Raw genomic sequence first — 1,976 nt, forward strand, 5'->3', positions numbered from 1 at the left:
ACGAGAACGGCTATCTGCAAACCAGTCTCCAGGACCTGTTGGGACCGAATGCGACGGAGGAAGACCTCCAGCGAGCCGAAAAGGCCCTCAAAATCGTGCAGGACCTTGATCCGCCGGGTGTCGGCGCCCGGGATCTCAAAGAGTGTCTGCTGCTGCAACTGGATCCGGACAGTCCAGATTACGACGACCTCAAGCTGCTTATTTCGGAGTATCTGGAAGATATCGAGCACAACCGGCTTCCGCACATCGCCAGAAAAACGCGCTGGTCCCTGGAGCACATCCACGAATTGCTCCAGGCTCTTCGCAAACTTAACCCCAAGCCGGGGCTACAGTTCCGAAGTGAAACGGCCATGCCCGTGACTCCCGATGTTTACGTCGAAGAGACGGAAGATGGCCGATTCATCGCGAGGGTGGAAGGAGGTGATCTGCCCCGGCTTCAGATCAACCGGGGACTGTTGCAAAGTCTGGAGCGACAGAATCTTTCCAAGGAGGAAAGGGAGTATATCAAGAACAAAATCGAGCGGGCCAAGTGGATTATCGACGGGATTGAGCAGCGCAAACGAACGTTGCAGCGGGTCGCTCAGGCGATTATCGATCATCAGGAGAAATTCCTGCGGGAAGGCCCCGAGCACATCGAGCCGCTCAAAATGCAGCAAATTGCCGACAAGTTGGGTATTCACGTGACCACCGTGAGTCGTGCGGTGGACGACAAGTGGATCCAGACCCCTCAGGGACTTTTCCCCCTCCGTCGATTTTTCTGCGGTGGAAAAGTCAATCCGGAGGGAGAGGAGGTAGCCTGGGACGTTGTTCGGCTGAAAGTGAAGGAACTGATCGACCGCGAAGACAAGGCCAACCCCCTCAGCGATGAAGAAATCGTCAGGGAACTCGCCAAGCAGGGCATCCACGTTAAACGACGAACAGTCACCAAATATCGTGAAGAAATGGGAATTCCGAGTTCCCGGGAGCGACGAGACTGGGTCTCCTTCGAGCAGCAGAAGAAGAAAGCCCGTCAGCAGGGGTCCGGCAAGCAGGGCCAGTGAGCCGGCCAGCTTCCCGATAGGGTTGGTCCCCGGATGCGCTTGATTGAGCGGTCATCCTCCGTTGCCACGTGGCCCGGCGGAGGTAGTATAATACGTCATTCTTGGGACGTGAATCGGTCGGCCCTGTCAGGGTGTAAAAAAGGGCTTGCTTTGCGTACGACTGAAGAGAATTCTTTCTGTGCCCACGAAGGACAAGGAGTTCTGGATGGATACTGATGCTCGCCAATTTTTGACTCGCTTGCTGGAAACTCCCAGTCCGTCTGGATATGAACGCCCAGTCCAGGATGTCATCCGGGACTACACGAAGCGTTTTGCAGACGACGTGAGAACCGATTTCCACGGCAATGTGATCGCCGTGCGCAATCCCGCGGCCCCATTCCGTGTGATGCTCGCGGGACATTGCGATCAGATCGGGCTCATCGTTCAGTACATTGATGATGATGGATTCATTTACTTCCAGTCGATTGGTGGTTGGGACGTGAGCGTTCTCATCGGCCAGCGGGTCACGATCTGGTCCGACAGTGGGCCGATTCCCGGCGTCATCGGCCGCAAGCCGATCCACCTCCTTTCAGAGGAGGAACGAAAGGCCATCCCCAAGATGAAGGATCTGTGGATCGACATCGGCGCAACGTCCAAGTCGGAAGCATCGCAAAAAGTTCGGATCGGAGATCCCATCACGATCGAGCTGGCCTCTCGCGAGCTGTGGAACAACCGGCTTATTTCCTCCGGCCTGGATGACAAATCGGGGGCCTGGGTCGTAATCGAAGCCCTCCGCCGCCTCGACGGGAGCAAACTCCGGACGGCTTGCTATTCCGTGGCCACGGTGCAGGAAGAACTCGGGCTTCGCGGAGCACGGACGAGCGCGTTTGGGATCGACCCACAGGTAGGGGTCGCCGTGGACGTGACCTTCGCCACAGATTGCCCGAGCATGGAAAA

2 protein-coding genes are annotated in these 1,976 nt (G+C 56.9%); both read left to right on the top strand.

Going from position 1 to position 1,976, the window contains the following annotated elements; all coding sequences use genetic code 11:
• Positions 1 to 1,040, top strand: a 1,040-nt coding sequence (gene rpoN / locus H5U08_RS17040; protein ID WP_297035824.1) for an RNA polymerase factor sigma-54, incomplete at its 5' end; no start/stop codon positions are given.
• Between the two features lie 205 nt (positions 1,041 to 1,245).
• Positions 1,246 to 1,976, top strand: a 731-nt coding sequence (locus H5U08_RS17045; RefSeq protein WP_297035826.1) for a M42 family peptidase, incomplete at its 3' end; no start/stop codon positions are given.

It is taken from the genome of Thermogutta sp., from assembly GCF_014359955.1.
Lineage (GTDB): Bacteria > Planctomycetota > Planctomycetia > Pirellulales > Thermoguttaceae > Thermogutta.